Genomic DNA, 1,745 nt, shown 5'->3' on the forward strand with positions numbered 1-1,745 from the left:
CACCGGCCACACCATCCTCGAGCGCTACGGCATGAGCGAGACCGGCATGCTGTGTTCCAACCCCTGCCGCAGCCGCGAGGGCACGCGCGTGGCGGGCAGCGTTGGCAAGCCCCTGCCGGGCACCCAGCTGCGCATCGTCGATGACGAAGGTGCGGCGCTGGCCAAAGGCCAGACCGGCCATGTCGAAGTGCACGGCCCCAACGTCTTCGTCGGCTACCTCGGCATGCCGGAGAAAACCGCCGAGGCCTTCACGCCCGATGGCTGGTTCCGCACTGGCGACGTCGGCCGCATCGACGACGATGGCCGCGTGCACCTGGTTGGCCGCGCCAAGGACCTCGTCATCACAGGCGGCCTCAACGTCTACCCGGCCGAGGTGGAAGGCCAGCTCGACCGCCTGCCCGGCGTGACCGAGTCGGCCGTCATCGGCGTGCCCCACCCCGACTTCGGCGAAGGCGTGGTGGCCGTGCTCACCACCCAGCCTGACCACGTGCTCGACGAGGCCGAGGTGATCCGCGCCATGCGCGAGCAACTCTCGGCCTACAAGTGCCCCAAGCGCGTCTTCGTGGTCGAAGAGCTGCCACGCAACGCCATGGGCAAGGTGCAGAAGAACCTGCTGCGCCAACGGCATGCCGATGCGTTCACCGATGAGGCACAGCCGACACAAGCGCGCACCGGCTCCTGAAGCCAGGCCTGCCAAAATCCCCCGCACCACCCCACCAGGCCCTCGCCAAGAGAAGGGCCGGCGCCACCATGAGGAGAACAACTTGAACACCCCATCGCTGCAAGCACACGTCAGCCCTGAAGAGTGGCAACTGCGCCTGGACCTCGCCGCCGCCTACCGCCTGGTGGCGCTGCACGGCTGGAGCGACCTGGTCTTCACCCACATCTCGGCGCGCATCCCCGGCCCCGAACACCACTTCCTCATCAACCCCTACGGGCTGATGTTCGACGAGATCACCGCCTCCAGCCTCGTCAAGGTCGACCAGGACTGCAACAAGCTCTCTGACTCGCCGTTCCCCGTCAACCCGGCCGGCTTCACCATCCACAGCGCCATCCACGCCGTGCGCGAGGACGCGGGCTGCGTGCTGCACACCCACACGCGCGCCGGCGTGGGCGTCTCGGCCCAGCAGGCTGGCGTGCTGCCCATCTCTCAGCAAAGCACCTTCGTGCTGGCTTCGCTGGCCTATCACGACTACGAAGGCGTGGCCTTCCGCGAAGACGAGAAACCGCGCCTGCAAGCCGACCTGGGCGACAAGAACTTCCTCATGCTGCGCAACCACGGCCTGCTCACCGTGGGCCGCACCATCGCCGACGCCTTCCTGCACATGTACATCTTCGAGAGCACCTGCCAGATCCAGCTGGCCGCGCAAAGCGGCGGTGTGCCACTGACCGAGGTCAACCCGCAAATCGTGCAAGGCGTGGCTCACGCGATGAAGGTGCAGACCGGCGGCATGGGTGGCGCCTTCGTGTGGCCAGCGCTGATCCGCAAGCTCGACCGCGTCGACACGGGCTGGCGCGCATGAACAAGGTCGCCATCCTGGCCGGCATGGTCGCCGGTTCGCTGTTGCTGGGCACGCTGGTGGTGGTCGGCGGCGATCGAATGAAAGCGACGCCCCCTGAGGCCAGTCGGGCTGCGGGCACCGAATCCGCACCAGGCCTGCCCTGGCAGATCGAGGCGCGCCCCGATGGCAGCAGCCGAGTCATGGGCCTGACGCTGTCCAGCGGGCCCGACGCCAGCACGCTGG

The 1,745-nt window shown here is 68.0% G+C and carries 3 protein-coding genes; all 3 read left to right on the plus strand.

What is annotated here, in order from left to right; all coding sequences use genetic code 11:
• Positions 1-682: AMP-binding enzyme (locus B2W70_RS07615; RefSeq protein ID WP_286744428.1), on the plus strand; the 682-nt coding region annotated here is incomplete at its 5' end.
• Between the two features lie 82 nt (positions 683-764).
• Positions 765-1,523, plus strand: a complete 759-nt coding sequence (locus B2W70_RS07620; RefSeq protein WP_286744430.1) for a class II aldolase/adducin family protein — start codon at positions 765-767, stop codon at positions 1,521-1,523.
• Positions 1,520-1,745, plus strand: a 226-nt coding sequence (locus tag B2W70_RS07625; RefSeq protein ID WP_286744432.1) for a hypothetical protein, incomplete at its 3' end; no start/stop codon positions are given. The genes B2W70_RS07620 and B2W70_RS07625, both read left to right, overlap by 4 nt.

This window comes from Aquabacterium sp. UBA2148, from assembly GCF_002328915.1.
GTDB lineage: Bacteria > Pseudomonadota > Gammaproteobacteria > Burkholderiales > Burkholderiaceae_C > Aquabacterium > Aquabacterium parvum.